Consider the following 26518-nt stretch of genomic DNA (forward strand, 5'->3'; position numbering starts at 1 on the left):
GCCGAACTATACCCGACAAGAATTGTATTGCTATAACTATAGGACGTCAATTGCTTTTCTTTGTTACATTTCAATAAAATATAGTAGTTTAGTGCTGTGAGATATTTAGGATACATCATTATTTTTTTCTTCGGAAATGTGGCTGTAGCACAACACCATTTTGAAGGTCATATTGACAATGAGCGTTGGCAAAACGAAATCTATCTTTCGGTTATTGAAGACTACCGAACATTTGATGGCATTGACGAAGAACAGATTATTACAAAAGTTAAAAGTGATTCTAGTGGTTTCTTTAAGTTTGATCAAAACCAGCTGGATATCAACCAAAAAATATATAAGCTGCATGTCGACAACTGTACATCATTTAACCAAAGCGGGAACCATTTTGATGGTTATTGCACAGATTACAAGGATATTTTATTCATTGCGAAACGCACAGACTCTATAACATTCCCACTATCTTTTGATGCCCAAATGTTTTGTGATATCATCTCAAACAATCCAAAGACGAGCGCTTTCATTAAAATTGACTCGCTTAAAGAGGAAATGAAATTTGCTTATTCTGAATATAGAAGCAAAGCCAACCGACAATTAAACAACAAGAAATGGTTTAAAACGTTACAAGATTATGGCCAAGACCTGAATGAACCTCTAGCTGAACTCTACATTTATGCCTTCTTATCTGATCGTGGTAATCAATTACATTACTATTATCTAGAAGATTTAAAAACGAACTCCTATTATGACGAGTTCCTAGAGCGATTAAAAAGCGTATATCCAAACTCTAGCTATACAAAACAGTATGAGGCCGAGTTAACTTCAGATAAGTTTCTTGTGTTTTCTTCGGAAAAAAAGTCAAGTTTTAACTGGTCTTATCTCTGGTTGAGTCTACTTATTGTGTCATCTATCGTAAATTTATGGTTTCTCATTTCAGCAAAACAAAAAAAATCAAGACAGCGTAACAACGCTAAAGAAGGGCTCACAAAGCAAGAACAGAATGTTTTGGACTTACTGCTTGAGGATAAGACCAATAAAAACATAGCAGAAACTCTTTTTATAAGCGTGAGTACCGTAAAAACTCATGTAAATAACATCTACAAAAAGCTAAATGTAAATTCTAGAGACGAATTAAAGTCTCTGTTTTATAAATAGTTACAAAAATCAACCTAGGGACTAGTACCTATTTCAACCTACAATTTCAAACAATTTTAATAGTTATTCATGATGTTTGTTTCCTATTAACCAAAAACAAAATATGATGAATTTCATTACACGTAAAACAAACAGTTTAAAATCAATTTTAAATGTCACTCTAGTTGCCATCGTCTTACTATTTACTAGTCTATCCATTGCTCAAAGCCAGACGTCTGGCATACTTACATTTGAATCTGAAACCATAGATTATGGCACCATAGAACAACATGCAGATGGTGTTAGAATTTTTAGTTTTAAAAATACAGGTCATGCTCCAATTGTTATTTCTAATGTAAAAACGTCTTGTGGTTGCACGGTGCCCACGTATCCTAAAACAGCTCTTCTCCCAGGGGACTCTGCAGAGATTAGCATCAAATATGCAACCAACAGACTTGGTAAGTTCTCTAAAACTATTACTGTGATGTCAAATGCTAGTGAGGGCAATAAGACATTAAGGATTAAAGGTGACGTTTTGAAAAATTTAGATGATCAATAATATATCTAGTATAAACGCTACCGTGTAGACAAAAAGAGACCATTATAACATTTGCTTTGGATACTAAGTTATTTCCAGACAATAAAAATCTCCTAGAAAATCTTGAAGTTGTAAAAACAAACGACATTAAATAGTTGCGCAATTGGGTGTAACCCTAGCATAATTAGTTTAAAGTATCTGTTTTTCAAATCTCCTGGAAACTTTAACACCAAAAGTGGAAACCAAAAATTTAATCGGTATGTCCTGTGGCATTAAGGAGAAATCGATGAAATAATTCAAAATGAACATCGGGTTAAATTAATAGATTAAAAAGAGACCATTAGGATCATAAAACCTAATGGTTTTTTTACGTTAATAATGGTAAATAATGTAATTTTGCGATTCTTATCGTTAAGATAAGTTCTCTAAAATATATTTAGCATGCAGCTTTCAGAACAAGAATTAGTAAGACGCGAGAAACTCGTAAAATTAAGAGCCTTAGGCATCAACCCTTATCCTGCAGATTTATTTCCTGTAGATCACACCTCAAAACAGATTAAAGACAATTTTGAAAATGGTAAAAAGGTTGTTATTGCTGGTCGATTAATGGTTATTAATATTCAAGGAAAAGCTTCTTTTGGACAGTTACAAGATAGTGAAGGTCGCATTCAATTATATTTTAATAGAGATGAAATATGTACTGGCGAAGACAAATCTTTATATAACGATGTCTTTAAAAAATTATTAGATTTAGGAGATTTCGTAGGTATTGAAGGTGAATTATTCACAACACAAGTTGGCGAAAAAACCGTCATGGTAAAGCATTTTAAATTGCTAAGTAAATCTTTAAAACCCTTACCAATTCCTAAACAAAAAGACGGCAAAATTTATGATGCTTTTACAGATCCAGAATTACGTTACAGGCAACGTTATGCAGATTTGGTAGTAAATCCAAAAGTTAAAGAAGTCTTTGTGAAGCGCACAAAGTTGTTCACTGCAATGCGTGAGTTTTTCAATACATCGGGATATTTCGAAGTAGAAACACCTATCCTTCAACCTATTCCTGGAGGTGCAGCTGCTCGTCCGTTTATTACACATCACAATAGTTTGGACATTCCGTTATATATGAGAATTGCCAATGAGTTGTATTTAAAACGATTGATTGTTGGTGGTTTTGATGGTGTCTATGAGTTTTCTAAAAACTTTAGAAATGAAGGAATGGATAGAACTCATAATCCTGAGTTCACCGCTATGGAAATCTATGTATCCTATAAAGATTACAATTGGATGATGGATTTTTGCGAGCGTCTTTTAGAACATTGCGCAATGGCTGTTAATGGTACAACAGAAGCCACCTTTGGAGAGCATAAAATCAACTTCAAAGCACCTTATGCTCGTGTAACCATGGCAGATTCTATAAAACATTTTACGGGTTTTGATATTACGAGTAAGAGTGAGTCTGAAATTCGCCAAGCTGCAAAAGACATGCATATTGAGGTTGACGATACTATGGGTAAAGGGAAGCTTATTGATGAGATTTTTGGCGAAAAATGTGAGGGTAATTATATCCAACCAACGTTTATTACCGATTATCCAAAAGAAATGAGCCCTTTATGTAAAGAACATCGGGATAATCCTGAACTAACAGAGCGTTTTGAATTGATGGTCTGTGGGAAAGAGATTGCTAACGCCTATTCTGAGTTGAATGATCCAATTGATCAACGTGAGCGCTTTGAGCATCAACTAAAACTTGCCGCAAAAGGTGATGATGAAGCTACCGAATTTATAGATGAAGACTTTTTACGTGCCCTAGAATATGGCATGCCTCCAACCTCTGGAATGGGAATTGGAATGGATCGTTTAGTGATGTTTTTAACAAACAATCAATCCATCCAAGAAGTATTATTTTTCCCTCAAATGCGCCCAGAAAGGAAGAAAGTTGAAATGAGTGAAGAAGAGAAAGCAATTTTCACCATCCTTAAATCAAATTCGCCAATAGCTCTTAATGACCTTAAAGCACAATCTGGTTTAAGCAACAAAAAGTGGGATAAATCTATAAAAGGATTAACATCTAAAAGTGTTGCAAAAGTCATCAAGAACGATGATGACTTGTTTGTTGAAATGGTTTAATACCCAATTTTCTGCGGAAAATATATTAAAGACTATATAGAACATAAAATCACAAAGCATATTCTTAATTAGGATATGCTTTTTTGTTTTCTCAAGCCTTGAGAAAACAAATAGATCAAAATTATTATTATTTCAAAGTCAAAATACTACCTAACAACGAATTAATAAGTCTTCTGAGAATAAAATTACTACTTTCGTTGTGCTATTAATCAGAAACAAAGAACCCAAATGTTTAAAAAAATTGCTTTATTGCTGTTTGTCTCAGTATTTATAACTGCCTGCAATACTGATGACGACATGGTAGCTGCTTGTAATGTTGTTAATAGCGTATCATCAAATTCAGTAACAGATAGTTCAACAAATATATCTTGGAATGATGCTAGCAATACAGGATCCTACATTGTCGAATATGGCCTTTCTGGCTTTGCAATAGGCGGAGGTACTTCACTATCGTCAACAAATACTAATATTTCTATTTCAGAATTGCAAGGTAACACAACGTATGATGTGTATGTTCAAACAGTTTGCTCTGAGAATAACATAAGTATGCTTACTGATGTGTATAGTTTTACAACGTCTGAAACACCATGTGCAGCAGTTACAAATATAAGTTCAAGCATGATTACAGATACGTCTGCAGTTATAGCATGGGAAGATACTGTTAACACAGGTAGCACTTATGAGTTAGAATTTGGAGCCCTTGGATTTAGTCTAGGTTCTGGGACAACCCTAGCAGCCAACAATACATCTTTAGAAATTACAGGTCTATTACCTAATACCAATTACGACTTCTATATTAAAGCTATTTGTAATGTTAGTAATGTGAGCCCTAGTACGAATCAAAATACGTTCACAACATTAGCAATTCCTGTTATTCCAGAATTTAGACCAACACTTTCAGAATTGAATTTATTCATAGACGACCTCAACAATTTAGATATTACACCTTATGGTTTTGAATACAATTTAAATTCAAAATTATTTTCAGATTACGCTACAAAACAACGCTTTTTTGTTTTACCTACGGGTGAAAAATTAACATATAATGGAGAAGGCTTACCTATTTTTCCGGAAAATTCAATCATAGTAAAAACATTTTACTACAATATTGATGATAGAGATCCATCACTTGGACAAAAAATTATAGAAACGAGACTACTTATAAAGATTGATGGATCATGGGAAACTGGAGACTACAAATGGAATGACGCTCAAACTGAAGCTTTTTTAGATTTCAATGGAAGCACTGTTCCTGTGAGTTGGATTGACTCTGAAGGCCAATCTAATAGTGTTAACTATGAAATCCCATCAAATACAGATTGCTTTAAATGTCACCAAACGAGTGGCTCAATGACTCCAATAGGTCCAAAAATGCGTACTATCAACTTTGACTTTAATGGATCAAATCAAATACAGCGTTTAATTGATAATGATATGCTCGAGGGTTTATCTGACCCAACAAGCGTGAGTCTTTTACCTAAATGGGACGACCCAACGGTATCTTTAGACAGGCGCGCGCGCGCCTACATGGATATCAATTGTGCGCACTGTCATATTCAAGGTGGTTTTTGTGAAGAACAATCAAATTTAAGATTAGGATATGAAACGGCTTATGAAGAATCTTCAATCTCACAAAGTCGCAATAGTATTCTAACAAGAATTCAAAATACAATCCCACAATATGGGATGCCTTTAATTGGCACTACAATTATTCATGACGAAGGCGTTGACCTGCTTATTGAGTACATCAACTCACTTGAGTAATCCAGCAAAATTTCAAAATAATAAGTAACAAAAAAGCCACGATGTCGTGGCTTTCTTGTCGACACTAAGAATTACTATTTTTTTATTAAATTCGTACTCCAATTGTAAAAAGAAAAAGCATCACATATGTTCAAAAAAATATGCTTATTAATTTTCACCCTTACGTTTTTATTTAATTGTACTAGTGATGATGATTTAATTGCAGCGTGTGATCAAGGTATTAATGTATCATCGAGTTCTGTAACTGATAACTCAGCAATATTGTCTTGGGACAGTGAAAGCACAACAGCACTTTACACACTAGAGTATGGAATTACTGGATTTTCCTTAGGATTTGGAACATTAATTTCTACATCAGAAACTAGTATTGACCTTCTAAGTTTAAATCCTAATACCACCTATGATACTTATTTACAAACTATTTGCTCGGCGAGTAATATTAGTATGTATACCAATGTTTATAGTTTTACGACCAATTCACCAGCTGTAATTCCTGAGTTTAAACCAACACTTTCAGAATTAAATCTGTTTGTTGGAAATATTGAAAACTTAGAACCCACACCACAATCATTTGAATACACTTTGAATAGCACGTTATTTTCAGATTATGCCTACAAACAACGTTTTATCGTACTTCCTGATGGTGAAAAAATGACTTATAATGGAGATGGCTTACCTTTATTTCCTGACAATTCATTGATTTCCAAGACCTTTTACTACAATAATAATGAGACAGATTTATCTCTTGGTAAACATATCATCGAAACTAGAATTCTTATAAAAATTGATGGATTGTGGCAAACTGGTGACTATAAGTGGAATGCCGCTCAAACTGAAGCTTTTTTAAATCCAGATAGTAGTATTGTTCCAGTAACTTGGATCGGTGCTGATGGAGAAACAAACTCTATTAATTACCAAATACCCTCAGACAACCAATGCTTCACTTGCCATAGAAGTAATGAAGTAAAAAGACCAATTGGCCCAAGACTAAGAACATTAAATTTTAATGTGGATGGCGTAAATCAATTACAAAGTTTAATTGACAGTGAACTTCTCGACGGATTAACAAATCCATCTGAGGTGACTATTTTACCAAAATGGGATGATACTAATTACTCATTAGAGGAACGTGCAAGAGCTTATTTCGATATTAATTGTGCACATTGCCATACTGATGGAGGCTATTGTGAAACACAATCTATATTGAGGCTAGACTACGAGAATAGCCTTACAGATTCAAAGATTCAAGATAGAAAGAGCAGTATTATATTTAGGGTCGCCTCAGATTTCCAACCAGGCTTAACAATGCCATGGATTGGAACGACAATATTGCATGATGAAGGTGTTGCATTAATTTCAGAATATTTGAACACTTTAGAGTAAAATTATAAAAAAACTCACTTTAGGCTGGCTTTATCTATTTCTCGATTTACTAAATATTAAGTTAAATTAATATTAAAAGCAGCCTATACATTTTCATCACACATAGGGATTTCTTATTTTAGAAGACTAATTTAAAAAATCAACCACCTTGAAACACTTTACTATTAAACTACTTCTAGTAGTTTCCGTATTCTTCGTTGCTGTATCCTGTTCAACAGCAAAGAAAGCAAGCAAAAAAGAGGCAGCTGCAGCTGCTAAAACTCCAGCAAAGAAGCCTGTAAAAAATGACCCCAAACCTTATAACAAAGTCATTACTAAAGATGCAAAAAGTGATGTTGGACTTTTTACTGTTCACACATTAGATGACAAATACTACTACGAAATTCCAGATTCTCTTTTTGATAGAGAGATGTTAATGGTGACTCGTATTTCTAAAACTGCCAGCGGATTAGGTTTTGGTGGTGGAAAACAAAATGAACAAGTATTGCGTTGGGAGAAAAAAGGCAAAAAAGTAATTGTACGCGTTGTATCTTATAACGTTGTTGCCGCAGACTCACTGCCAATTAGTGAAGCAGTCGTAAATTCAAATTTTGAACCTGTTCTATATACGTTTCCAATTGAGGCATTCAGTAAAGATTCAACAAGTACGGTAATCGATGCGACACCTTTATTTGAAAAAGACGTGAAATCTTTGGGCTTACCTTCTTTCCGAAGAACACCTTACAAAATAACACGCTTAGAAAGTGATAAATCTTTTATTGAAAACATCAAAAGTTACCCAAGAAATATTGAAGCGCGACACGTAAAAACATATGCTGCAGGAAGACCTCCTTCTAATTCAAGCACGGGAAGTATTTCTATTGAAATTAATAACTCTATGATCTTATTACCAGACACCCCAATGAAGCGTCGTTATTTTGATGAGCGAGTTGGTTGGTTTACAAGTAGTCAAACAGATTACGGATTAGAGGATCAAAAAAGTAAATCTTTAGAGTTTTTAGACCGCTGGAGATTAGAAGTTAAAGATGAGGACATCGCTGCATTTAATCGCGGAGAATTAGTGATTCCGAAGAAACAAATCGTTTACTACATAGATAGAGCGACGCCTGTAAAATGGAGAAAATACATAAAACAAGGTATTGAAGATTGGCAAATCGCATTTGAAGCTGCAGGCTTTAAAGAAGCAATTATTGCTATGGATCCACCAACAGCAGAAGAAGACCCGGAATGGAGCCCAGAAGACGCACGTTACTCGGTTGTACGTTATTTAGCATCTCCTATTCCAAATGCAAATGGACCTCATGTAAGTGATCCTAGAACGGGAGAAATTCTTGAGAGTGATATTAACTGGTACCACAACGTAATGTCTTTATTACGTGGTTGGTTCTTTGTACAAACTGCTGCTATTAATCCTGAAGCTCAGAGTCCACAATTTAAAGATGAAGTTATGGGACGTTTAATTCGTTTTGTATCCTCTCATGAAGTTGGACACACCTTAGGTTTACCTCATAATATGGGAAGTAGTGTTGCGTATCCAGTAGAAAAATTACGCGATGCAGCATTTACTCAAAAATATGGTACTGCGCCATCAATTATGGATTATGCACGTTTTAACTACGTAGCACAACCAGGTGATGAAGGTGTCGCACTAATGCCAGATATTGGAACTTATGATAAGTACGCTATTTCTTGGGGCTACAGACCTATCTTCGGAAAAACTGCAGAAGAAGAAAAGCCTATCCTTAACAAATGGATTATGGATCATGCAGGAGATCCAATGTATCGTTTTGGACACCAACAAGGTGGTGATGTTGTAGATCCAAGTTCTCAAACTGAAGACTTAGGTGACGATGCTATGTTAGCCAGTTCCTATGGAATTAAAAACTTGAAACGTATTGTACCCAACTTAATTGAGTGGACTACAGAAGCTGGGGAAGATTATGACGACTTGCAAGAAATGTATGGTCATGTAATTTCTCAGTACAACCGTTATATGGGACACGTTTCTAATAACATTGGTGGTGTTTATGAAAATTATAAAGCTGCAGATCAGCCAGGAGCAGTCTATACTGCTGTACCAAAAGAGAAACAAGAGGAGGCAATGCAATTCATCCAAGATAATTTATTTACAACACAAGATTGGTTGATTGACAAAACTATTTTTGATCGTATAGAATTTACAGGTTCAGTAGAACGTGTTCGCGCAATACAAGTAAGATCACTTAACAATATTATGAGCTTAGGCAAAATGCAACGTTTGACAGAAGCTCATACTTACGATAGTGAAGCGTATTCATTACCTAATATGATGAGTGATCTTCGTAAAGGTATTTGGAGTGAATTACAAACGGGTAGTAAAATTGATACTTACAGACGTAATTTACAACGTGCACATATTGATAGATTAGCTCAAATGATGACTATTGGTAATCAAAGTGGACGCTCATCTAGTCCTTATGTAAAAATCACTCCTGTTAATACAAGCCAGTCAGATATTAGAGCTGTTGTAAGAGCAGAACTAAAATATTTACGTAGCTCTTTGCGTTCATCTCGTGGTGCAGATACCTTAAGTAGAATGCACATTGCAGATGCTCTTGAGCGTATTGATGCGATATTGAATCCTAATGGATAATTAATTAGACTTGTTTATCAGACACTTTAGTGTGTTTATATAAGATAAGAAATATGGGAAAAGCTTCAGAGAAATCTGGAGCTTTTTCTTTTTTTAGTTTATATCTTTGAACCTTAGTTTTAACCTATGAAAATAACGCACCAAAAATACCCAGATCACAACTTAGCCAACGAAACTGAACGTGGTGAAAATCTAGGTATCGATTTTATTTTATCTTCTATTTTAGGACTTCTAGTTGTAGCAATCATCTACCTAATCTATCCTTCAATAATATTAGGGTTTTCAATATATCTTAAAGCTTTCGGCATTTATCTAGGTGTCAGATTTGTGTATTATTTTTGTTTTGAAGTTATGTATAGTAGAACTCCTGGGAAATTCCAAACACAAACAAAAGTGGTCAATAAGGATGGTAAAAAACCGAGTATTTATCAATTACTTATAAGAAGTATAAGTAGATTTATTAGTATTTTTTCTGGAATTAGCGATGACGAAAGAGCTATTCATGACACGATATCTAATACGTTTGTTGTTCAAGACAGTACTTTAAAAAGGATAGAATCTAGACAACCAATGATCCTGTTATTCAATTTACTTTTGGTTGTTTGTTGGGTTTATTACTTCACAGTTAATCTTGATAAATCATCTTCAGAAACCGCCTTACTCCTTGCGCTAATACTCGCAACAGTTTATGCAGTACTGGTTGGATTTAGAAGAATTGGCAAAAAAAAAGCACTAAAAAAATACAGATAAACCGCCTTAGAGAATAGAATCAATTCCTTTCCTATATTCTTCAAAATCAATCAGATTATTATGACTACCACTTTCTATGGTGATCAACATCGCTTTGTTTTTTAAGACCACCGCTTTTAATTTTTCTGCGGAAGAATATGGTACCACACTATCATCTGTGCCATGAAACATAGTAATTGGACATTTTACATCCACTATAAACTCATTTGATGGAAACTTATATTTCAGCAATGAAGACACAGGAAAAACAGGAAATCGATTTTTAGCTACATCCAAAATACTATAATAAGGTGTTTCTAAAACCAATTGCTTCGGGTTATTTTTAGAAGCCAAAAACGTTGCAATACCGGTTCCTAAAGAACGACCGTAGATGGTAATACTGCTTTCCGAATACTGCTTCAATAAATAATCGTAACAATATTGCGCATCCTCATAAAAAGCTTGCTCGCTAAGTTTCCCTTTGCTTTTTCCATAGGTACGATAATCCATAATGAGTACGTCATAATCTTTTGCCACGAAAAATTGAGAAATCAGTCCCCAACGACTTAAATCTCCTGCATTCCCATGGAAATATAAAATAACTCCCTTTGGGTGTTCGGTTTTAAAATGAATAGCATTGATACTAACGTTTTCTGAAGGTTTAAGAAACAGCTCTTCAAAAGGATATGCAAATTGATATTGATAATCTTGAGCTAATTCCGTAGGAAAAAATAGTAGTTTTTCTTGTAAAGAGTAGAGTAATGTGCTTATCATAAGATATAAAATCAAAAGTATCTTGAATACTTTGTTAAGCCTTTTTTTTATTCGGTTTTGAGGAATGGATGACATTGATACTTGTGGTTTGTAAATCGATGGTTTTAGGTATTTTATTTAAAATATCGTCCAACATAGTATGATACGATTCAAAATTATTTAAGTTTTTATGTCCACCTCCTATCACGGTATGTAATTTCGTCAATTTTGGGTTTACTTTCGATAATTTAATACTCGTTTTAAACGGAATTAATTTATCGTGTGTCCCGTGAATAATATGAATTGGACATTGCACATATTTGAGCCATTTATAGGTTGGTAGTGGATATTTTAGCAATAAAGATAAAGGCATAAAAGGAGCATATCGCGCTGTTACTTTGGTTAAACTGTAATATGGCGCATCGAGAACCAACATTTTAGGATGGTTCATTGAAGCGAGTTTTGCTGCAAAACCTGAGCCTAGTGATCTTCCGTAGAGAATAATACGATCTTCTGTTGTTTGCTCTTTGAGCTTATTATAGACGAGTTGTAAATCTCGTTTAATAGCTTTTTGAGAGCGCCTGCCCGTACTTTTACCGAAGCCACGATAATCAACCATCAACACATTATAGCCATGTCTTGTAAAATCTACTGCAAACTTACCCCAACCTTTGATGCTTTTAGAATTTCCTTTGAGGTACAAGACAACGCCTTTGCTTTCTCCCTTAGGGAAAAAGCGTAATCCGTTGATAGTTGCGCCATCACGCGTTTCAAGGTTATACTCCTTCGTTTCCTGATTTTCATAGTCAAACTGAAAATCTATTGGCAACTTCTCTGGCTTAAAGAGCATGTAGTCTTGTAAATAATACAATGCGATACTAATTGCAATATAAATCACAAGAACTGTAATAATACTAGATAACCAATATGCCATATAAGAGACTTTGTTTTAATAACAAGATAAGAAAAAATTACAAGGCATAAGATTTAACTACTTCTCAATAAAAGTGGCGATTGGAATCTCATTAATAAATACGTTATCCAAAACAGCATCGCCATTTTTAATATAAACCAAAGCAAACGTATTATCCGGTAACGAATCACGTTGAGCCTCTCTATATGCTAGCTCTGCGCTATAGGCTTTAGTTTCTTCCATATAAAATTCATTAAAGGATAATGAAAACCTCAAAATACTATCATATTCTGAATAACTGTTGACCTTAGCCTTTAAAAAATCTCCCTTTTTAGGATTTTCTAAACTAGCAGAAATTACCTTAGCAAAGCCCAAACTGTCATTTGTAATTGAAATATAGACCTCTTGATTTCGCATCCAAATTGTATCTTTTGTTTTAAAATTATCAAGTTCATAATTTAAAGAAATATATTTTCCTTTAAATGGATCTGAGGGATCTACCGGTTCTGTCTTAAATTTAAAAGCTGTTCCTGATTTTAAAATAGCCTCGCGATTAAAAATCATTTGTGCTGGCACTGCAATTTGAGCTATCGCCAAAATGATAAATAAAATAAATATATGTTTACGTTGCATAACTTAATGTTTTAATGATTCAACTCTTGATTTCTGTTTTTTGAGCATTACATAATTGGTTAGAAAGAATCCTAAACCAACACATACAAATAATAAACCTCTAATGACAAAGCTCATATTAGTATCAAAAAACCGACAAGTAACTAATGCTGTAATGATTAATAATCCATAATTTAAAACACCAAAATGAAATTTATCTATTCCTATTTTAATAGTCGTAACCCCTAAAGCCAAGACAATAAAATTAACCACTATTGTGCCCACAATTGGTATGTTTAGTCCAAACAAATACATCACAGAAAACAGTATAAATACAAATTGAAAAAAATTGAATGTTTTCAACCATCCCTTTGAATAGGAATATATAAGAAGACCCAAATTAGCTGCAAATAGAATTGTTGACACATAGGTCTCTTGAGAATTAAAAAAGAAACGCTCCATATACCAAAAGTCGTCAAAACTCATGGTTAAAACCATAATTACGATTCCTAAAGAGCCAAAGATTAAATAGCCATTGCGTCGTAATTTTTGTTCATCAAAAAACGGAGTCTTACCAACATTATAAAATAGACTAAACAGTAAGAGATACATTAAGAAGCCTAATTCTGTTAACTGATCTACAAAAGCACCTAATACTATCGTTAGACTTATTGGGATTAACCAATTGAATATAGACGTTATATTAGCCTCTTTGTGATGTTTGAGTAATTTGTAATAATGAGGAACAATTAGAGCCATCATTACAAGATATAACCAAGGTGTATGACCAATTGACATAAAACTATAACCCAGCTCGCAGGCATAATACGTAATACATATCATATTTAATATTGCAACTGTATTTGATTTGAGTAGATAGATTAAAGGCAAACTCAAAATAATCCAAGTCAATATATATGTACTCAAATTGCCTGGGATATTATAAATCTGACTTACAAGCGCAATACTAGATCCTATGGTAAAAAACAGAAAAGTGCCTGATGCCTCTTTCCATGCGACGCTTTTCTTCTTGAGAATTGAAAACGCTACAATACATTGACCAATTACCAATGGCAGAAAAGCTAAAATAGTTTTAGCACCTCTTGGAAAATTATCCCAATTATGGGCAAGAATGAGAATGATACCCAAACCAACCAATAGCGATCCTAAAACTCCAAATACCGCAAATAACCTATTAGGAGCCTGCTGTTGTTTGGCTAAATAATACTGTTCGATTTTTGAAGCAACATCCTGAGAAATCACATCGTTAGTTACCAAATCTGGTAAGTCTTTAATGAGCTTTGAATTCATAACTTATTAATTTAAATATTTTAAAAACACATCTGCAAATGGATCTTGATTAACAACCGTATAATAAAACAAAGCGCCTAGCCAACCGTGAAATACTCCTAATACATAGAGGTTTTTAGCTTTCAAATAAATACACCCATAGAATACGGCGAGGATAAATGTAACAATCAATAACCAAACAGTTGGATAATGTACTAAAGAAAACAAAGTAGAAGTGATAAGAATGACACTGACCTTTTTAAGTTGTATTGATTTTAATGTACCCAGGTTTCCAGCAACCAAACCAATAGTTATAAATTGTTGGACCGTTCCCCAGATAGGATATGTAATGAGTAATGGTATAATGTGCCATGTTAAATTTAGTGTTCCTTGAATATACCCAATACCAATAAAGACAACAATTGATACTGCTGCAAAAGGCATTACTAACTTTAAAACCGATTTAAAATTATCGCGTCTAAATCCCCAGTCTTTTAATACTTGATTTCCCTTTTTATAGCGATATCTTGCATATAGCGACCAAAATAAAATAGCAAAAATCACAAATGCTAATCTCCAATTGAGATAATCCATAAAGACAAACTTCCCCACTCCTGTTAATACAACTGCTAATATTTCAAGTAGTCTCACTTTATCACTACTTGGTCTCGTCAAATTGAAGTTTGAGAAATCTGTTAGATATTTAGTGAGTTTTTGCTTCATGATGATTACATCTAATTTATAGCTATGAACAAAGGTGTTATTGTAAGATACAGGAGAATTAAAATAATGGACAAGATTAAATATGATTTACAAAAACTCAATCTTTCTTTTCGTTTTGCGTGATTATAAAATGTTGAGATAATCAAAAGAAGAACAATTAAATTAGAAGTGAAAATTCCTAAAATTGTAAAAACTGAAAACATACCAGAGCTTACAGCAGACTCGAGACAACATGGCCATCCAGATATTAAACTCAACACAAAAATACCGTAAGGCAAAAGACAAGTGATTAGAAATATAAACGAAAGGTGTCCAATACTTAATTTACAATTCCAAACCTCTTTCAAATCTTTCATCTCTTTTAATTTTTAAAACCCTCTAGGCTTTTACACCTAAAAGGTTTTGGGTTCCTAACTAACCAATCATCAAAACAAAAAAATCATATAAACAATAATACCTTCAGCAATTCCTGTAATAATGCTCATACCTAGAATATCTTTGATCTTACTTTTCAAAAAGAACACGGCACTTAAAATTGCCATTATAGCTGCTAATAATATTTCTAGAGCCTTGATTTCTGAAAGTAAATATGTAATTCCCGTAAATGCTAAAGTAATACCAACTGTTATTAAACAGAATTTAATAATCTCATCTTTAGTATAATTCCCTTCTTTGAAACCTTGCCGTAAATCCCTAAGAATGGATAAAATAAATAAAAGAGGGACCACAGATAAAAAAGGAGCAAAAATGATTTTAATCCCATTTACAACAGGTAAATCATAGTAAAAGAAAAACGCAATAGTTGTAAATGCTAATAAAGCTGTAACAATTATGGATTGAAATGTAAATAGCAATTCCCTTTTGTTTGAATTACTTCTAGGTTTTGGAGGTTGAATAATTGGATTCATAATTTTAAATTTTTGATGATTTATTAATTTGTTTTTTTAGATACTTCACTGCGCTCTGAATGACATCCATCATTAAAATTCATAACAGTTAACCGGTTATAAGAACACATGAATAGCTAATGAGAGTAGGACACCACTTAAAATTCCGTTGACTCTCAAATTATTGTACAAAATGTAATTAAGCACATAGCTACTTATCGTTGTAGAGTTAATGAGATGCGCAAAAATGAGATGGTCTTCTAGTTTTTGGCCTGTTATCCATTCTACAGCCTGCATACTCGCAACACCGATAACGATACTCACCACGAGCAAAATCGTTGCTGGTTTTTGGTGTTTCAGCTTATATTCATCTGTATTTTGTGGCAAAAAATGTTCTATCAATAGAAAACGCACAAAAAACAATAAGGGTATTGGGAACAAAATGGACGCTATAATTTTCACAACATCCTTTAACGTTTTAATTTCATCATATCCCAAAAACACCAAATAAATAAACACTAGTACTGATACTCCAGTGGTGACAATAAATGCGGTATTTAACTTTTTGAGTTGCATCCTAAAAGCCCATAGGATTTGAACTCGTCATCGTTCTACTTGCTAATTGCTCTACACAATGGTTATAACTATCTACAATTTCATCTTGAATTTGTTTTGAAAACACCACTAGTGCGCTTATGGCAAGTATAAAGCTGGTGGTTTTAATAAACTGTCGCATATTATTTTGTTTTGTGGATTACCATACAAATGTGCGACAGTTTGTAGTGCTTACAAATACATATTTTACTAAAAACTGACGATTACATATAGATAAACACATCAATTAATGATATATTTAAAGCATACAATACATTTTAACTGACGACTTATAATATATAAAAAAGATTTTCGTTTCTACGGAAAGTGAACATGACAGACCTAAACGCTATAGTTTCGACGTTTTCTTCGGAAGATGAGCAACATTTCATTAAATATCTAGAAAAGAAGAACAAACGCAGCGACACAAAAAACATAGAACTCTTTAAGCTATTGACCCAAAATGAATTGAGCTCTAAAGCCATTTGCAAAACCCTCTATAAAGCAGATAATAAAGTAGCTTATCACGCATTGAGAAAACGACTATACCAATCTCTTATTGACTTTATAGCGAATTTAAACTTAGAAGAAGAAAATTCTGTTGACATGCAAATCTTTAAGTACATATTGGCATCTCGAACGTTTCTCATTCACAAAAAACCAAACATAGCTTATAAAATTCTAGACAATGCTGAACGTTTAGCCCAAGAACATCAGTTGTTTCCTATTTTAAATGAAATTTATCACACAAAAATCCAGTATGCCTATCTTAATCCGTCCGTGGATATTAATGTATTGATTGCAAATTTCCGAAGTAATCAAAAACATCATTTTATTGAAGAGGAACTCAATATTGTCTATGCAAAGATCAGACAAACCTTAAATGATATGATTTATAAAGGGAAAGTTTTAGATTTTGAAACCATTCTCAATAATACGCTTAAAGAACACAATATTGAAATAAGTGAATCCTTGTCATTTAAATCCTTATATCAGTTAATGACCATTGTGAGTCTCTCTGCTTTTGTAACTAATAATTATTTAAAAATTGAGCCTTTTTTAATCGCTACATACGAGAAAATAAAGAACCACAAAACACGGGACAAACAGTTGGTGTACCATATACAAGTGGTTTATATGATTGCTAATACACTATTTAGAAATAAAAAATTCAAAGAATCTTTGGAGCATTTAGATGTGATGAATGACTTAATGCATCAGCAACGAAAAAAACATTATTCTTCATTTAAACTTAAATATTACTTACTCGCAGCCCTAAATCATAATTACAGTAATACACAAGATAAAGCCATTGAGCTCTTAGAATCTGTCAAACAAACTAAACATGCAGACATTGAATCTTTATTAGATATTAATCTAGGTCTTGTCATGTTTTATATCCAAAAAGCAGAATTCAAAGAAGCTAAAACCATCTTTTCTAAATTCTACCACACCGACAAATACTACATTGAAAAAGCTGGCAAAGAATGGATAATTAAGAAAAATATAGCAGAAATAATTCTCTATATAGAACTTGGAGAATTAGACTTAATAGAGTCCCGACTTAAAAGCTTTAAACGCTCATATTTTGATTACTTAATGCAAATCAAGCAGGAACGTGTTATTACGTTTATAAAAATAGTCGAGTATTTTTACAAAAACCCAGAGCATGTCACATCACAAAAATTTAAAGATAAAGTAGAACATTCCTTTAGATGGATTAATGAACAACAAGAAGATATTTTCGTAATGAGTTTCTACGCATGGCTAAAAAGTAAAATGGAAAATAAAACGCTTTATGAAACCACGTTAGCCCTTGTAAAAAAAGCACAAGGTGTTAATTGAAGGTTAAAATCATAATTGATATTAAACCTAATTTAAATTAAACAGTCTAAATAACAATCGATTAAAAAACAAAACAATAATTAAATCAGAAATATTATGAAGACATTAATTTTAATTGCGTTTGCTTTTATAACACTTCAAGCAGTTGCACAAGACAACAGAAAAGGAGATGAAAAAGGCGAAAGAAACGGTAAAAGAGAACTGATGAAAGACCTCTCTCCAGAAGAAATGGCAACCTTAGGTTCAAAAAAAATGACTTTAGCATTAGACTTATCTAAAGATCAACAAGGTAAAGTAAAGGAAGCGCTCTTAGAGCAAGCAACGATTAGAAAACAAAACATGGCAGAGCGTGAGAAAATGAAAAATAATGATGATGCCAAAAAACCTACAAAAGAAGAGCATGTTAAACATTTGAATGCAAAATTAGATGGCGAAATTGCAATGAAACAAAAAATGAAATCCATTTTAACAGCAGAGCAATATGAAAAATGGACTAAGATGAAAACACTTCGTCAGCATAAATCAAAAGGCAAAAAAGGATCTAAAATTAAAAAGCAATAGTTTAGATTAGATTAGATTTTATTAATAGGCATCGATTTTTAACGTCGATGCTTTTTTTTATGACAAAAAACACTAATTTTATAATTCGTAAAACCATTTACAAAACACCACAATGAAAAAACTAATTACACTTTGCCTATTTGCTCTAACATTATTATTGAGCTCTCAAAATATGACTGCACAAAATACACTAGAGATTAACGCAGAAGCAAACTCTAAAACCAAAGCGCTTAGAAAAACCGTAAAGTTTGAGGAAACAAAAATGGATGCTGTTTATAAAGCTTACCAGTCTTACGGTATCGCTTATAAAAAAATAAGCAGTGACTTAGAAGGTAATGCAGATCGTCTTAAAAAAATTGACACTTTCTTAGATAGCCAACTTGGAGAAATTCTTACCGAAGAACAATACATAATTTATCTAAAGTATTTTAGAGATAAATAAAAATCGAAATACATAAAAAATGCGACTCATCTGAGTCGCATTTTTTGTTTTATAATGTTTGAGCTACTTTTTCAACAGCCCTTATGGTTTCATCTAAATCGGTATAGGTTAAAGCATCTGTTATAAACCATGATTCATAGGCACTTGGTGCGATATAAATACCTTCATTCAACATGCCATGAAAAAAGGATTTAAAGGTCGGATTATCCCCTTTTGCAGCGGTTTCAAAATCCACAACTTCTTCTTCGGAAAAATGAATTGAAATCATTGATCCTTCCCTATTAATTGTATGCGTGATATTATATGTATCTAAAGCTCTAGCAAAACCTTTGTGCAAATACTCAGTCTTATCTGCTAATCTTTGAATTAGATCTTTATCATTTTTAATTGCAGTTAACATAGCCAGACCTGCAGCCATTGCTAATGGATTCCCACTAAGTGTTCCTGCTTGATACACCCTCCCTAAAGGCGCGAGATGATTCATGATCTCATTACGAGCAGCAAATGCCCCAACAGGCAAACCTCCACCTATGACTTTTCCGAAGCAAATAATATCAGCATCAACTCCGTACAATTCTTGGACACCACCCTTAGCAAGTCTAAAACCTGTCATTACCTCATCAAAAACGAGAAGAATATTGTGTGCATCGCATAATGTTCTAAGCTTCTGTAAAAAATTATCTTTTGGCGGAATGCACCCCATATTACCAGCAACTGGCTCTACAATTATGCAAGCAATTTCATCTTTGTTCGCTTCTATTAATGCTTTCACACTATCAATATCATTGTATCTGGCTAATAAAGTATCTTTAGCTGTACCCTGAGTAACGCCTGGACTATTTGGACTCCCAAAAGTCACGGCTCCACTTCCTGCTTGGATTAAAAAAGAATCACTATGACCATGATAACACCCAGCAAATTTTATGATTTTTTCTTTACCAGCGAATCCTCTCGCTAGTCTTACAGCACTCATGCAAGCTTCTGTTCCAGAATTTACAAAACGTATTTTATCAACATTTGGCACCATTGAAACGGCTAACTCTGCGATTTTAGTTTCGATTTCTGTCGGCATTCCAAAAGACGTACCATTTTTCGCTTTTTCAATAACCGCTTTTACAACTGGCTCATACGCATGACCCAACAACATTGGACCCCAAGAATTAATATAATCGATATAACGATTGTCATCTTCATCATACACATAAGCACCCTTTGCTGATTTAGCGAAAATTGGAGTTCCACCTACTGCTTTAAAAGCTCGAACTGGTGAATTCACACCTCCTGGAATAACGTTTTTAGCATTTTTAAATAACGCACTACTACGTTTATATAACATATTAATTTGGTTTAATAATAAGAAATTGACCTAATGAAATCTCATTAGAATTAAGACTATTGAGACGTTTAAGTTCATCAACGGTCGTATTGTATTTTTTTGATAATGAATATAATGTATCACCTTTTATCACAATGTGATTAAAAGACATGTCTTTTACAGCGGACTTGTTACCCAAAATAATTATATCATATTTATCGAGATTATAACGCTCAATTAAGCTAATCAATTTTTCTGGATATTTTCTATCAGTCGCATAACCAGCAGCTCTTAGCCCGTTTGCCCAACCCTTGTAATCATCAGGCTTAAGTTTAAATAGTTGTGCATACCTGCCTCTTCCTGTTAAAAATTCAGAGTGATCTTTAAAAGAAGAATGTGCATAATCATATTTTCTAAAACACTCTTGAGACCGATCATCATCGTGATATATTTTTTCACCAATCCATCCATGACATTTTATTCCGAAGTGATTATTCGCCTCAACCGATAATCGCCCTTTACCAGAACCAGATTCTAGAATCCCTTGAGCTAATGTAATACTTGCTGGAATTTTTGATGTACGCATTTCATCCATAGCGATAGCGTTATATTTCAAAATGTAAATTTCTACAGCATTAAGATTTGAATTTTCGGGTACATCAGGTATAGTCATAACCTTCTTAGGCTGAGTAGCTGTCTTTGGATTTACAATGCCTTGCTCAGTTTTTGGAGTCCTTTTGTCTCTTTTAGTGACGCTCTTTTTCTTAGAACCACAACTAAAAACCACAAAACTCACTAATAAAAAAACAACTATTTTCTTCATAAATATTAAACGATTAAGGGCTTATTTTGTTGTTTTAATCTTTGATTCATTCCTTCAATACCTTGCAAACCACCTGTATGTATTGCTAATATTTTAGAATGCTTCGGAAAATAGCCTTTGTCAATTAAATCGTAAATTCCAAACATCATTTTACCAGTGTAGATGGGATCTAACGGTATGTTATGCACTTTCTTAAAATTATTGATAAACTCTATTAAACTATCGCTAACTTTTCCATAGCCACCAAAATGATAATCGGTAATTAACTCCCAATTTTCATGAGTTACAAATTTAGTGATTTCTTCACTTAAAAAATCACCTTTTAGGGCAGGAAAACCAAGAATTTTTTGGTGTTGAGATGCAGAACTTATTAATCCTGAAATCGTACCTCCGGTTCCTACGGAGCAACAGATATAATCGTATTCTCTATCTGCTTCTGTTAATATTTCTTCGCAACCTTTGATAGCTAAAGTATTTGTACCACCTTCTGGGATAAGATAAAAATCACCAAACTCATTTTTTAAATCTGAAATGAACTCATCAGTTGTCTTATTTCTATACTGCTCTCGTGAAATAAACTTAAATGACATACCAGAAGATTGGGCAAACTTAAGCGTTGGATTTGAATCTATCTTTGAAGCTAATTCTTCTCCCCTTATAATCCCAATTGTTTTAAACTCAAATTCTCTTCCAACTGCGGCAACTGCCGCTATATGATTTGAATAAGCACCACCAAAAGTTAACAAGGTATCTTTTTCTGTTTTTCTAGCCTCAATGAGGTTGTATTTTAACTTTCTGTATTTGTTGCCAGAAATATAAGGATGATTTAAATACTCAGGTTTTATAAAAACCTGAGTATCGATACTTACGTTCCTTTTATCTTTAAATTTCAACATTTAATCGAATAAATTTTGGGTATTAATACAAAGAACGTCAAAAAAACTATCTTTAGTTTAAGATTATAACCTAGTTTATAAATCCTTACTAAGGACACTACTATCAGCGGGTTATAATCTTAAAGAATGACGTTATATCTTTATAAGTTTTTCTTATCCTAGTTATTGTTTAATTTTATTGAGCTATGCTTTAAATTGATTTTTTATGAATAAAAACCTACTATTAAGTGCCGTATTTACTATTATAATTTGCTTAGGATTAAATGCACAGACACCTTCTGCCAATTGCAATACAGCTGCAGGATCAGAATTAACAGTTGGAGTCATTTGCAATAATATTGCGTGGGATTCTAATAACAATAGTGATTACTGGGATGGAGCAGCTGGCTGTTTCTCTGGAGACTTTGATGATGCTTGGGGCTGGTTTACTGCTACAAGTACTTCCACAACCATAACATATGAGCCCAACGCTAACCGAGATGCGATTTTAACATTATTTGATGCTGCATGTGATCCAAATATGGTAAGCCTTGATTGTTCTGATGCAGGCGGAAATGGAGTTGCAGAAACTATTGTATTCAATACAGTTATTGGCATTGACTACAAAGTAAGAATCCAAATATACAATAGCAATATTAATATGAATGGTCAAATCTGCGTCAGTAATACACCTTCTCCACCAGATAACGATGACTGTGCTGATGCAACAAATATTGGAGTAAGTAGTGATGACACTTGCACAACAAGTGTATCTGCGACGACGGTTAGTGCTACCCAAAGCATAACAGGGATTAATTGTAATAATTTTACTGGTAATGCAGACGATGATGTGTGGTTTTCTTTCATAGCGACCGCAACAAATCATGACATTACAGTAAGCCCTGGGATTCTAAACGATTTAGTAATAGAACTGAGGTCTGGGGCTTGTAACGGTACTAATATTGATTGTGCAGACAATACCGTTGGAGCTGCTAATGAAGTAATCAATGCAACAGGTTTAACGATAGGTGCAACATACTACGTTAGAGTTTATAGTTATGGCGGCGCAGGAGATGCTGGCACCTTTGACATCTGTATAACCACTCCTGGCCCATATTGCAGTACTACTACAGAAACACCAGATGCACTCTACATTACAAATGTTAGTTTTCAAGGCACATTAGAAGACACTTCAAACACCTCTGGATTTGCTGCAGGTTATCAAGATTTTACAGGATTGACACCTATAGCAAGACAAGTAGAGGGAGAAGGGGTCAATGTCTTCGTGGGAGCAACTTTTTCTGGACGAATTAAAGCCTGGATAGACTGGAACAATGACGGGAATTTTGATAATGACCCCAATACAGAGCTAGTATACGATACAAATGGAATAAATACAGCAGAAACAACCTTCGGATTTATAATTCCATTAGGCACAGCAGCTGGAGATTATAGAATACGTATTCGAAATTATACCGACTCGGTAGATACGTTCTCCTTTGGTTTAATCGATTATGATGCTTGTCAACCATTTATTGACGGATTTACAGACGATTGGGGAGAAGCAGAAGATTACCTATTCACAGTTGAACCTATTTGCAATGCTATAATTACGAGTATTACAGGCGCAGATACCTGTGGACCAGGAAGCGTAACAATCAATGCGACCGCAACAGGAACACCGTCTGTAATTGACTATCGATGGTACGCAAATGAAATAGGAGGAACACCTCTAGCTACAACAGCAACTGGAACTTGGAATACACCTTCTCTTTCAGCGACGACGACCTATTGGGTAACTACTTATAATGGCGCTTGTGAGTCTTGGGCGAGAACACCAATAATTGTAAATTTCAATCCAATACCGACGCTTTCTGTTTCGCCAGATATAACAAACAGAGTCGTGTGCGGAGAAGACAATGCGCTTGAAATTTCGGCAATTGGAGATATTGACGATGTTTACTTATTTAATGAAGATTTTGAAGTAGGAACACTAGGCGTTTTCTCGAATATAATCATTTTAGATAATGGCCCAACAATTAATGCACTTACAAGCTGGCAAAATAGAACCAGTACGTTTATTCCTAACGAACAAGTATGGTTTCCAGCTATTTCCTCTGGTTTTGGATCTAATCAATTTGTAATGTCCAACTCTGATGTTGGACCATCTATAACCAATAACGCACTAGAAACGACCAATTCTTATGACACCACAGACTTTACTAGTCTAACATTGAGCTTGAGAAGTTACTACTCTCGATATTGGAATGATGGTGATCAAGTTGGCCTCGATTATGTTGCAATAGAAGCGTCAACAGACGGCACGACTTGGACTAACGTTACCCCAAATATTATTGCTGATGTTGGTATTGGGAACAGATTTGAAACATTGTCCTACAACTTAGATGCGTATATCAATGAGCCAACATTAAGTGTAAGAATAAGATTTTACGGTGATTGGGTAGACGGAGTGGCTGTAGATGATGTGAAGCTTTTTGGCGATCAAGATATTACTGCAGTAAGTTGGAGTACATCTCCTGCTGGCATTATTGATTTATATATTGATACAGATAATGATAATATTGGTGATACTCCTTACAGTACTGGAGCATTTACAACGGTGTATGCGATACCTAATATTACACAGCTTGAACAAGCCACCTATTCTTTTACTATTAATGCGACACTATCTAATAATTGTGGTGCGGCTACACTCCCTTTTACGGTAACTAATAACACTAAAATTTGGAATGGATCTGACAATAACACTTGGGGTGATCCTGATAACTGGTATCCTAATGGTATACCTACAAATGATAGTTGCGTTATTATTGAAGATGTTGGAGCTTTACCAAATCCTACCATATTAGGACCACCATTTCCTCCTAGTCCTTCTTTTGCAAGAAACCTTACGATTAAAAATAATGGTTATCTAGAATTAGAGCCATCTACATCATTAACAGTAACAGATTGGATAAACGTAGATCCAAGTGGTACCTTTAATGTTAGAAATAGTGCCAACTTGGTTCAAATCACTAATGTAGCAACCAATAATAATACAGGAACTATAAATATGCAAAGAGAAGTTTCTGGGTTAACGTCCTCAGATTATGTGTATTGGTCATCTGCTGTAGAGAATTTTAATGTCTTAGGCGTATCTCCTGGGTCTAATGCAGGACTTATACTCGAATGGCGTCCAACCGTTGCAGGAAATGGAGCAGGTAATTATGGAGAATGGCAAGCAACTTCTGAAAACATGATTCCCGGTAAAGGCTATGCTATTAGAGGATTAGCAGGAACAGCTACAGCTAATGCTGCTGAATTCACCGGTCGTCCTAGTAACGGTATTATTAATATGCCAATTAATAGAGGAACGTATGATGGTATAGATTATTCAGGATCTGGATCAACTTTTGCTACGGCTATAGATGATAACTGGAATCTAGTAGGCAACCCTTTCCCTTCTGCTTTGAATACTGATACATTTATCACTAGGAATGCTGCGAATATTACAGACGATATAGACCCAACAATAGCAGGAACTGTCTATTTATGGTCTCATCAATCTGCGCCAAGTAATGCGGTAACAGATCCGTTCTATGGTGATTACGTTTACAATTACAATCCAAATGATTATATCGCTTATAACTTAACTGGATCTGCACCTCCTGGGTTTAATGGATTCATTGGAGCTGGTCAAGCATTTTTTGTATTAATGGATGATGCCGCCACTAGCCCTTCAAATCTTGTCTTTGATAATACAATGAGAAATGGTGTGTATAGTAATGATCAATTCTATAGAATAGATCATTCAACTGAAAGCGAAGAAACAACTGTTAATGAAAAAAATAGAATCTGGCTAGATTTGATAGACAGTAATAATAATGCCAACTCAATTCTAGTAGGCTATATCCATGGTGCAACGAATACTAAAGACAGACTTTATGATGGCACCCAATTTGCCGGAACTAACACGCTTTTTTATTCATTAATTGAAAATGATAAAATGAGCATTCAAGGAAGAGCGCTTCCTTTTGAGGTCACGGATGTTGTTCCCCTTGGATATGAAATTCCTCAAAACGGTGATTACTCAATTGCAATTAATCATGTTGATGGATTATTTGAAACATCAAATCAAGATATCTTTTTAGAAGACACTTATACCAATACAATTCATAATTTAAGATTGAGCGCTTATACTTTTAATTCCGAATCAGGACTGTTTAACGATCGCTTTGTTTTGAGATATAATGAAGATACATTATCATTAGAGGAATTAAAATCTATTAATGGACTTACGATTCTAGTGCCTAATGGAAAATATATTAAAATCCAATCAACTCTAAGCCCTATTCAACAAATAGCAGTTTATGACCTATTAGGCAGAGTAGTCATTGACAGACCAGATGTTGGGAATTTATCTGAATTGACTATAGAAACAAAACAGCTATCAACCGGAGGCTACATCGTAAAAGTAAATCTTATTGACGGAATAATTAAAACACAAAAAATCATACTTAAACAATAAAAATAATAGTGTGTCACTTAAATAAAAATCAGTCTAAAAAGGGTCTTAAT

22 protein-coding genes are annotated in these 26518 nt (G+C 34.0%); 11 read left to right on the forward strand and 11 right to left on the reverse strand.

Annotated elements, in window-relative coordinates:
* Positions 1-96 precede the first annotated feature (96 nt).
* The 7 genes from H593_RS21400 to H593_RS19895 all read left to right on the forward strand — a co-directional run bounded on the left by H593_RS21400 (position 97) and on the right by H593_RS19895 (position 10328).
* Positions 97-1152 carry a helix-turn-helix domain-containing protein gene (locus H593_RS21400; protein WP_281168557.1) on the forward strand — a complete coding sequence of 352 codons (1056 nt, stop codon included), beginning with the start codon at positions 97-99 and terminating at the stop codon, positions 1150-1152.
* 103 nt (positions 1153-1255) lie between these two features.
* Complete coding sequence (locus tag H593_RS0105395) at positions 1256-1690, forward strand: DUF1573 domain-containing protein (protein WP_245585013.1); 435 nt, start codon at positions 1256-1258, stop codon at positions 1688-1690.
* Positions 1691-2110: 420 nt separating this feature from the next.
* Positions 2111-3799, forward strand: a complete 1689-nt coding sequence (lysS, locus tag H593_RS0105400; RefSeq protein ID WP_028871499.1) for a lysine--tRNA ligase — start codon at positions 2111-2113, stop codon at positions 3797-3799.
* 228 nt (positions 3800-4027) lie between these two features.
* Positions 4028-5563 carry a fibronectin type III domain-containing protein gene (locus tag H593_RS20435; RefSeq protein ID WP_084142274.1) on the forward strand — a complete coding sequence of 512 codons (1536 nt, stop codon included), beginning with the start codon at positions 4028-4030 and terminating at the stop codon, positions 5561-5563.
* Between the two features lie 126 nt (positions 5564-5689).
* Positions 5690-6946 (forward strand): hypothetical protein, encoded by a 1257-nt coding sequence (locus tag H593_RS0105410; protein WP_245585014.1) that lies wholly within the window; start codon positions 5690-5692, stop codon positions 6944-6946.
* 148 nt (positions 6947-7094) lie between these two features.
* The gene (locus H593_RS0105415; RefSeq protein ID WP_028871502.1) at positions 7095-9578 is read left to right on the forward strand and encodes a zinc-dependent metalloprotease; all 2484 of its coding nucleotides are present in this window, start codon (positions 7095-7097) and stop codon (positions 9576-9578) included.
* Between the two features lie 126 nt (positions 9579-9704).
* A complete protein-coding gene (locus H593_RS19895) occupies positions 9705-10328 on the forward strand; it encodes an RDD family protein (protein WP_051229628.1) in 624 nt (207 codons plus the stop codon).
* A 6-nt stretch (positions 10329-10334) separates the two neighbouring features.
* Here the strand turns inward: H593_RS19895 and H593_RS0105425 are convergent, their stop codons facing one another.
* From H593_RS0105425 to H593_RS20750, 8 genes are all read right to left on the reverse strand, one after another.
* Positions 10335-11081, reverse strand: a complete 747-nt coding sequence (locus H593_RS0105425) for an alpha/beta hydrolase (RefSeq protein WP_245585015.1) — start codon at positions 11079-11081, stop codon at positions 10335-10337.
* A gap of 34 nt (positions 11082-11115) precedes the next feature.
* Entirely contained in the window at positions 11116-11994 is an 879-nt protein-coding gene (locus H593_RS0105430; protein WP_028871504.1) for an alpha/beta hydrolase, read from the reverse strand.
* A 57-nt stretch (positions 11995-12051) separates the two neighbouring features.
* A complete protein-coding gene (locus H593_RS19900; RefSeq protein WP_028871505.1) occupies positions 12052-12606 on the reverse strand; it encodes a GDYXXLXY domain-containing protein in 555 nt (184 codons plus the stop codon).
* Between the two features lie 3 nt (positions 12607-12609).
* Positions 12610-13896, reverse strand: a complete 1287-nt coding sequence (locus H593_RS0105440) for a DUF2157 domain-containing protein (RefSeq protein ID WP_028871506.1) — start codon at positions 13894-13896, stop codon at positions 12610-12612.
* A gap of 6 nt (positions 13897-13902) precedes the next feature.
* Positions 13903-14598 carry a CPBP family intramembrane glutamic endopeptidase gene (locus H593_RS0105445; protein ID WP_051229629.1) on the reverse strand — a complete coding sequence of 232 codons (696 nt, stop codon included), beginning with the start codon at positions 14596-14598 and terminating at the stop codon, positions 13903-13905.
* 425 nt (positions 14599-15023) lie between these two features.
* Positions 15024-15506: a hypothetical protein gene (locus tag H593_RS0105450; RefSeq protein WP_028871508.1), complete on the reverse strand. Its 483-nt coding sequence runs from the start codon at positions 15504-15506 to the stop codon at positions 15024-15026.
* Between the two features lie 96 nt (positions 15507-15602).
* Positions 15603-16061, reverse strand: coding sequence for a hypothetical protein (locus tag H593_RS0105455; protein ID WP_028871509.1), 459 nt, complete (start codon positions 16059-16061; stop codon positions 15603-15605).
* Between the two features lies 1 nt (position 16062).
* Complete coding sequence (locus tag H593_RS20750; protein WP_157588780.1) at positions 16063-16221, reverse strand: hypothetical protein; 159 nt, start codon at positions 16219-16221, stop codon at positions 16063-16065.
* A gap of 191 nt (positions 16222-16412) precedes the next feature.
* Here H593_RS20750 and H593_RS0105465 point away from each other — a divergent pair, with 191 nt between their 5' ends.
* The 3 genes from H593_RS0105465 (at position 16413) to H593_RS0105475 (ending at position 18927) form a co-directional block, all read left to right on the forward strand.
* Entirely contained in the window at positions 16413-17924 is a 1512-nt protein-coding gene (locus tag H593_RS0105465) for a hypothetical protein (protein ID WP_028871510.1), read from the forward strand.
* A gap of 96 nt (positions 17925-18020) precedes the next feature.
* Positions 18021-18485: a hypothetical protein gene (locus H593_RS0105470; protein WP_028871511.1), complete on the forward strand. Its 465-nt coding sequence runs from the start codon at positions 18021-18023 to the stop codon at positions 18483-18485.
* Positions 18486-18597: 112 nt separating this feature from the next.
* Positions 18598-18927, forward strand: coding sequence for a hypothetical protein (locus tag H593_RS0105475; RefSeq protein WP_157588781.1), 330 nt, complete (start codon positions 18598-18600; stop codon positions 18925-18927).
* A gap of 49 nt (positions 18928-18976) precedes the next feature.
* Here H593_RS0105475 and hemL read toward each other — a convergent pair whose 3' ends face one another.
* From hemL to H593_RS0105490, 3 genes are read right to left on the reverse strand one after another with little or no spacing between them, the layout of a single operon-like run.
* On the reverse strand, positions 18977-20263 hold the full coding sequence (hemL, locus tag H593_RS0105480) for a glutamate-1-semialdehyde 2,1-aminomutase (protein ID WP_028871513.1): 1287 nt from the start codon (positions 20261-20263) through the stop codon (positions 18977-18979).
* Between the two features lies 1 nt (position 20264).
* Positions 20265-21065 carry a glucosaminidase domain-containing protein gene (locus H593_RS0105485; protein ID WP_028871514.1) on the reverse strand — a complete coding sequence of 267 codons (801 nt, stop codon included), beginning with the start codon at positions 21063-21065 and terminating at the stop codon, positions 20265-20267.
* A gap of 5 nt (positions 21066-21070) precedes the next feature.
* Complete coding sequence (locus tag H593_RS0105490) at positions 21071-21961, reverse strand: 1-aminocyclopropane-1-carboxylate deaminase/D-cysteine desulfhydrase (RefSeq protein ID WP_028871515.1); 891 nt, start codon at positions 21959-21961, stop codon at positions 21071-21073.
* A 205-nt stretch (positions 21962-22166) separates the two neighbouring features.
* Between H593_RS0105490 and H593_RS0105495 the strand changes: the two genes are divergently transcribed.
* Entirely contained in the window at positions 22167-26468 is a 4302-nt protein-coding gene (locus H593_RS0105495; RefSeq protein ID WP_028871516.1) for a GEVED domain-containing protein, read from the forward strand.
* Positions 26469-26518: the final 50 nt, after the last annotated feature.

This window comes from Psychroserpens burtonensis DSM 12212, assembly GCF_000425305.1.
Taxonomy (GTDB): Bacteria; Bacteroidota; Bacteroidia; order Flavobacteriales; family Flavobacteriaceae; genus Psychroserpens; species Psychroserpens burtonensis.

Coding starts and splice junctions, on each gene's coding strand:
- H593_RS0105395 (WP_245585013.1), top strand. CDS start 1,256: ATGATGAATTTCATTACACGTAAAACAAACAGTTTAAAATCAATTTTA.
- lysS (WP_028871499.1), top strand. CDS start 2,111: ATGCAGCTTTCAGAACAAGAATTAGTAAGACGCGAGAAACTCGTAAAA.
- H593_RS20435 (WP_084142274.1), top strand. CDS start 4,028: ATGTTTAAAAAAATTGCTTTATTGCTGTTTGTCTCAGTATTTATAACT.
- H593_RS0105410 (WP_245585014.1), top strand. CDS start 5,690: ATGTTCAAAAAAATATGCTTATTAATTTTCACCCTTACGTTTTTATTT.
- H593_RS19895 (WP_051229628.1), top strand. CDS start 9,705: ATGAAAATAACGCACCAAAAATACCCAGATCACAACTTAGCCAACGAA.
- H593_RS0105425 (WP_245585015.1), bottom strand. CDS start 11,081: ATGATAAGCACATTACTCTACTCTTTACAAGAAAAACTACTATTTTTT.
- H593_RS0105430 (WP_028871504.1), bottom strand. CDS start 11,994: ATGGCATATTGGTTATCTAGTATTATTACAGTTCTTGTGATTTATATT.
- H593_RS19900 (WP_028871505.1), bottom strand. CDS start 12,606: ATGCAACGTAAACATATATTTATTTTATTTATCATTTTGGCGATAGCT.
- H593_RS0105440 (WP_028871506.1), bottom strand. CDS start 13,896: ATGAATTCAAAGCTCATTAAAGACTTACCAGATTTGGTAACTAACGAT.
- H593_RS0105445 (WP_051229629.1), bottom strand. CDS start 14,598: ATGAAGCAAAAACTCACTAAATATCTAACAGATTTCTCAAACTTCAAT.
- H593_RS0105450 (WP_028871508.1), bottom strand. CDS start 15,506: ATGAATCCAATTATTCAACCTCCAAAACCTAGAAGTAATTCAAACAAA.
- H593_RS0105455 (WP_028871509.1), bottom strand. CDS start 16,061: ATGCAACTCAAAAAGTTAAATACCGCATTTATTGTCACCACTGGAGTA.
- H593_RS20750 (WP_157588780.1), bottom strand. CDS start 16,221: ATGCGACAGTTTATTAAAACCACCAGCTTTATACTTGCCATAAGCGCA.
- H593_RS0105465 (WP_028871510.1), top strand. CDS start 16,413: ATGACAGACCTAAACGCTATAGTTTCGACGTTTTCTTCGGAAGATGAG.
- H593_RS0105470 (WP_028871511.1), top strand. CDS start 18,021: ATGAAGACATTAATTTTAATTGCGTTTGCTTTTATAACACTTCAAGCA.
- H593_RS0105475 (WP_157588781.1), top strand. CDS start 18,598: ATGAAAAAACTAATTACACTTTGCCTATTTGCTCTAACATTATTATTG.
- hemL (WP_028871513.1), bottom strand. CDS start 20,263: ATGTTATATAAACGTAGTAGTGCGTTATTTAAAAATGCTAAAAACGTT.
- H593_RS0105485 (WP_028871514.1), bottom strand. CDS start 21,065: ATGAAGAAAATAGTTGTTTTTTTATTAGTGAGTTTTGTGGTTTTTAGT.
- H593_RS0105490 (WP_028871515.1), bottom strand. CDS start 21,961: ATGTTGAAATTTAAAGATAAAAGGAACGTAAGTATCGATACTCAGGTT.
- H593_RS0105495 (WP_028871516.1), top strand. CDS start 22,167: ATGAATAAAAACCTACTATTAAGTGCCGTATTTACTATTATAATTTGC.